Origin of the sequence: Pallidibacillus pasinlerensis (assembly GCF_009996845.1) — a bacterium.
Lineage (GTDB): Bacteria > Bacillota > Bacilli > Bacillales > Caldibacillaceae > Pallidibacillus > Pallidibacillus pasinlerensis.
In genome coordinates this window covers 1-5481 of sequence record NZ_JAACYS010000110.1, presented here as the reverse complement: position 1 = coordinate 5481, position 5481 = coordinate 1, and the positions used below count along the sequence as shown (strand labels likewise).

The 5481-nt window shown below is 36.2% G+C and carries 5 protein-coding genes; 3 read left to right on the top strand and 2 right to left on the bottom strand.

Annotation, left to right across the window (positions count from 1 at the left end):
- The first annotated feature begins 451 nt into the window (after positions 1-451).
- On the top strand, positions 452-733 hold the full coding sequence (locus GW534_RS15365) for a hypothetical protein (protein WP_161921859.1): 282 nt from the start codon (positions 452-454) through the stop codon (positions 731-733).
- Between the two features lie 67 nt (positions 734-800).
- On the opposite strand, the gene GW534_RS16195 is transcribed toward GW534_RS15365, so the two are convergent.
- Positions 801-947, bottom strand: coding sequence for a hypothetical protein (locus GW534_RS16195; protein ID WP_202630969.1), 147 nt, complete (start codon positions 945-947; stop codon positions 801-803).
- A 546-nt stretch (positions 948-1493) separates the two neighbouring features.
- On the opposite strand from GW534_RS16195, the gene GW534_RS15360 reads away from it, so the two are divergent.
- On the top strand, positions 1494-1643 hold the full coding sequence (locus tag GW534_RS15360; RefSeq protein ID WP_312854689.1) for a hypothetical protein: 150 nt from the start codon (positions 1494-1496) through the stop codon (positions 1641-1643).
- 76 nt (positions 1644-1719) lie between these two features.
- Positions 1720-1917 carry a hypothetical protein gene (locus tag GW534_RS15355; protein WP_161921857.1) on the top strand — a complete coding sequence of 66 codons (198 nt, stop codon included), beginning with the start codon at positions 1720-1722 and terminating at the stop codon, positions 1915-1917.
- 176 nt (positions 1918-2093) lie between these two features.
- Here the strand turns inward: GW534_RS15355 and GW534_RS15350 are convergent.
- Positions 2094-5481, bottom strand: a 3388-nt coding sequence (locus GW534_RS15350; RefSeq protein WP_161921856.1) for an S-layer homology domain-containing protein, incomplete at its 5' end; no start/stop codon positions are given.

The following is a 5481-nucleotide window of genomic DNA, read 5'->3' as shown; positions in this document are numbered from 1 at the left end:
ATATCATGACTTGTTTTATCCTTTCTTGTTTGCTTAGCGACCAGCACTTAGATGTAGGATAATACCGGTGGCAAACAAGGAAATGATAGAATCCTATGGGCACTGGTAACCTGTTTTTTCAACATTAAACAGCGAAGAGCCGAATAAAGACTGTAAACAAAAATATATACCTAGAAATCTCGTTTTCAGAAAAAATAATAAACATAAACTAATAACTGCATAAATGCTTAACCCTAACACTTCAATTCTCTTAGACCAATCCGCATAATTAAATTCACAGTTTTGGAATTAGCAACTTCTATATTTTTCCGATTTTACCTCTAATATGCTGGATAATATGCTGGAAAACATTTCTATCTTTCTTTATATCCGTTGTACGTTTACATTTGTGGCAGATGTAGTTTAATTCTGCTACATTTCTTTCAGTTATGTTTGGTACAGATACTATATATTGTCTAAAACAACCTCCGATGCATTAAAACAAGAAATGACTTATGAACGACAAATCCCACTAGATGATGAAGCTGCTAAAATTAGGATTTTAACTGTTTTAAAAGAACAAGATCTTACTAATCATGACGTTCGACAAATGACCGGATGGAATCGCAAAAAGGTTTATAAAATAATAAAAGAACTTGAATCTTCCGGTGTCAAAATGATAGGTAAAGGTCGGGGAACTAAATACACATTGGATACTAATACAACAGATGAAGATCGTGATAGGGACATTTAATTGTCCCTAATTGGCCCCGTCAAGGACCTTTCCATCATTTTTGTCGTTTATCCATGATGCTCATGTTTTAATTGCAACCTTCTAATCCAAGAAAGAGACATTTAATTGTCCCTAATTGGAAGATTGCATTCGCTTCATCCAGAGATAAAGCGTCGATCACAGCAAATTCTTCATCTTTCTCCTTTGTTCTTCGTACGACATAATAATGATTCATGAAAATCCCTCCATATTAAAATTGTTGATAAATAAAAAAACATCGGCAAGAATGCCAACGACTGTTTTTCGTCATACATCCTTACCGATGATTTTTAACCTATTCTTCGGACCCAAAAGGCCATCGTTTATTCTGATTTGTTCAAATAAAAGTGAATAAAAAGAATCGTACATGATTATTCTAACCGATGCTTTTTCCGGTTTTAATCCAATTTGCATATATTCCAGCACAAAAAAAGCGCAGCCACTCTTTATTTGTTACAATGGATAAAAAAGCATTGTATTGAAATGGGATTGACTTTTATGTAGCGGGGATCAACAAAAAAATCAATAGAAAGATGGACACAGGCAACATCCTTCCCCGCTCCCATCCCCTTATCATTGAGCAAGAAAACAAGCATATTTTCCATTCGTCCATTGACTCGACCATGCCAGCGGGAGACAGGGGATTGCCGCTTCAAGAGGCAAACCGAACCAAATCCATATAAGAAGGGCGTGAAAAAACATGGATGAGAGCAAAGAATACTGTCCGTTTTGCGGGGCTGATTTGCAAGGACCGCCGATCCCGAAAGAAATCCAGCATCATTACGGCGCTACTCATGGATCCAGAAAAATCGGCATTTACAGTCGGGAAGAAGATCGTGTCATTAAATGGCAATGTCCGGATTGCGGAAAGGAATGGGAGCGGGAGGAATAGGTGGAATGAATGAGCGTTTTTTGTCATAGCAGCATATATAAGAATTAAAAAAGGCCGGCAAGGAGATTTTCCGAACTTGCCTACTATACGTCAAGGCATCAGGTCCATGTTTTCTATCAAAGAGAAATTTACACAATCATTTAGACTTGACCGATTTTTAACGAAGTCTAGTTTGGAAAAAGTAGTTAAAAATGAACAGGCTAAAAGTGCTTACTATCATTGTGAGTATATTTGGAAACGAAATAAAACGGAAAAGAGAAGAAGTTTTGATTAAAGTCGCAGATGACTAGATATCATCCATTTCAGGGTAAAGCAATTGCCGCTTTGCCTTTTTTTCTTTTTAATTGAAGAAAGGAAAAAGAAAAGCCCCGCAGAGATTTCTCTCCGCGAGACCTTTCATCATTATTCGGACCCTCTCAGACAGTGATGGATACCCAACCTACAAAATTATTAGTTTTGACCTTGAGTTTCGTCATTTTGACCTTGAGTTTCGTCATTTTGATCTTGAGTTTCGTCATTTTGACCTTGAGTTTCGTCATTTTGATCTTGAGTTTCGTCATTTTGATCTTGAGTTTCGTCATTTTGATCTAGAGGTTCGATTGTAACAGTAACCTCTTTAGTAGCTTCTTTACCATCTTTAGTAAAGCTTAATACGATTACAGCTTTATTATTAGTAGCATCTTTATCAGCTTGTTTAACTAATTTTAGAACTCCATCAGTAAGAGTTAAATACTCACCTTTATCTTCTTTAATTGATTTAACAGCAACAGTTACATCATTGTTGTTTGTTTGATCTTCTTTCAATTTTTGTACAACTGCAGTAATATCAGCATCAGCTTGGGTAGTTTTAGGAATTGTCACTTCAGATTCATATTTAGCAGCTTCATCATCAACTACTTTTTGTGCAGCAGCTTGAGCTGATGAATAAGAATAATCTGATGTAGCTGTTACTTTAACCGGTGCTGCAGTTAAAGTACCTGCAGATACTACTACGTTAAACACAGAGTCTTTTGGAATTTCAGTTACTTTAGCAGACGCAGTACCATTGTTTACAAATACCAATTCGCCATCTACTTTATTGAATGTCAACGTGCTTACAAATGTAGTTCCATCAGGGAATTTATCGTTACTTCCAGTCAATACAACTCGTACGCCATATTGATCCGTTACGACAATATCAGCAACAGTTCCAGCTAAAACAGAGAAATCAAATGGAGCATCTACCTTAGCCGCATCATAAGAAACATTTTCGAGTGCAGCAACTGTTTTACCAGCAGCTAAATCAGCAGCCTTACCATTAGCCACAACTTCTAGTTTTGTTACTTTTGGAGTTTCTTTAGAAATTGTTACTTCTTGTGTAAGTTTTTCACCAGTAGCATTGATTGTAACTGTTAATGGAAGTTTAATTTCTTTTGCATCACCATATGTTGTATATGCAGCATCAACATCAATTGTTCCATCTGCTACATCTTTATTAAAAGTAGAATTTGTAGACGAAACAGTGTAGTCAACCCCATGTGTTAACTGTACTTTGCTTCCGTCATCAAGCACACCATATACTTCCACTGCTTTATCATATTCATCTCTATCAGTTTTACCAGCAGCTTTTTCATCATACACAGTGCCGACAGATTTCACTTCGTATGATTTATACTCTGTGCCATCTGTTACACGGAAGGTAACTGATTTTTCGCTGCCTGTAAGTACCTCATCTTTAACTTCATCTTTGATTGAAATTGTAACTTTTTCTGTACCTTTAGCAATTGGAACAATTGTGTTTTTATCTTTAATGTTAACTGCACCAGCATTATCTTCCGGCTTTTCATCTGTGATTACTAAAGAGTATTTAGCTGTGTCACCAGTAAAGTAATTTGCTTTTTGGGCGGCTGACATTTCGCGCTCATATTGGTCAATAATCTTCACATTATCTACAGAAAGTGTTTGAGCAGGTGAACCTGTAAGAACTGTTGTCTTAATGTCAGATGTTACACCTTCAACCCGCACAGGTTTTGCTTCTGCTTTAACTTGAATGTTTGCAATAGTAGATTTTCCAGTAGAAGATACTGCTACTAAAGAAATGTATCCTTCTTTAACATTTTCACCAGGAACTTCTACGCCAATTTTTCCATCTACTTTTTTAACTTTCGCATCTGTAACACCAGATACTTTAATACCTCTTGTTGCATCGTTTAGAACTTTTTCATCTGTAACAAGATTACCTTCTTTATCAAGAACTTGGATTGGTACAAATAGTTTTTCCTTAGCTACAACTAAATCTGGAACTTCAAAAGTTACTGTATCAGTACGTTGACTTTCTGCTACTTTTACTGTATAAGAAGCAGTTTTACCGCTCGCAGTAGGGATCAGCATAACAGTCGTTTCGCCAGCTGTAACTGAACCATTTAGTCTCAATGCTGTTACATCTTTTCCATTTACTTTAATTGTTTCAAAATCAGTTGCTACCTTAGCAATTAAAGGATTCGTGTTATTAATCAGTACAGCATTGGAAGCATCAAGAGCAGCTTCGTCTACTACGTTACCATATTGATCTTTACCTTCTACCAATAAGTAGAATGCATCTTTAGAAAGATCAGTGGTTTCAGTTAGAGCCTTACCATCTTTGTTGTAAAGACCAGTAATAGCAATTTCAGAAACTTGTGCTTTTGCTGATACTTTTACCGTTGCTGAAGCTGATTTTCCACTAGCAGCATGCACAAGTGTTAAAACAATTGAATCTCCTTCTTTAACACCATCTTTTTTAACAGGTATAGTAACTACACCTTTTGAAGGATTTGCATTGCCAGCAACTACTGTACCAGCTGCATTAGCTGTTAGTGCAGTTCTAGCCGTGATATCTTCACCGTATTGGTTCTCTACTTTATAACCAACAGTGACATTGTTACCATTTTTATCTAAAACTGCATTTTCACTTAAAATTTTTACAGTTTCAACTCTTTCATTTTCAACAGTTGTAGTAGCTGTTAAAGCTTGATCAGTTAAGCCAGTGACGTTGACAGTGTACTCGCCAGCTGTTAATTTTCCTGTTAATTCAATAACAGCTTCAGTTTTATCAGCATTAAACGTGATGGTTTCAGTATTAACTTTTACAGAACCTTTTTTCACTTCAAATTTAGCTTTGGTAGTATCAACAACTTTGTTAAATTTAACTTTTAAAGATTTAGAAGTAATCGCACTTACAGATTCAACTGCAAGTTCTACGTCTTCTTGTTCTGCAACTTTATCAATTGCACGTTTAACCATTAAAGCGAAGTCGCCACGTTCAATGTTTGCTTCTGGATTGAAGTTACCTTCAGGGCTACCAGTAATAATTCCGTTAGCAACTGCTGTTTTTACATATGGAACTGCCCAGCTTTTAATTTTGTCATTATCGTTGAATGTTAATTCAGTAGTTCCTTCTAAACCAAATGCTTCAACAATAATTTTAGCTGCTTGAGCACGTGTTAAGTTACCTTCTGGATCAAAGTTTCCTTTGTCGTTACCATTGATAACTTTGTTAGCAACTGCTGTTTTTACATATGGAACTGCCCAGCTTTTAATTTTGTCACTATCGTTGAAAGTTAATTCAGTAGTTCCTTCTAAACCAGCTGCTAAAACAATAATTTTCGCCGCTTGGTCACGTGTAATTTTTCCAGTTGGGTTGAAATTACCCTCTGGTGTACCGCTAATAATTTCTTTTTCCGCTAGATAGTTAACTGCATCAGCATAGTATTTGTCTGATGGAACATCTGGGAATTTTGATTCAGCAGCAAATGCAGCAACTGGTGCTACAGCAGATGCTGCCATAACTGCAGCTGTTGTTGTAGCAAAAGCTTTTTTC

Coding starts and splice junctions, on each gene's coding strand:
- GW534_RS16195 (WP_202630969.1), bottom strand. CDS start 947: ATGAATCATTATTATGTCGTACGAAGAACAAAGGAGAAAGATGAAGAA.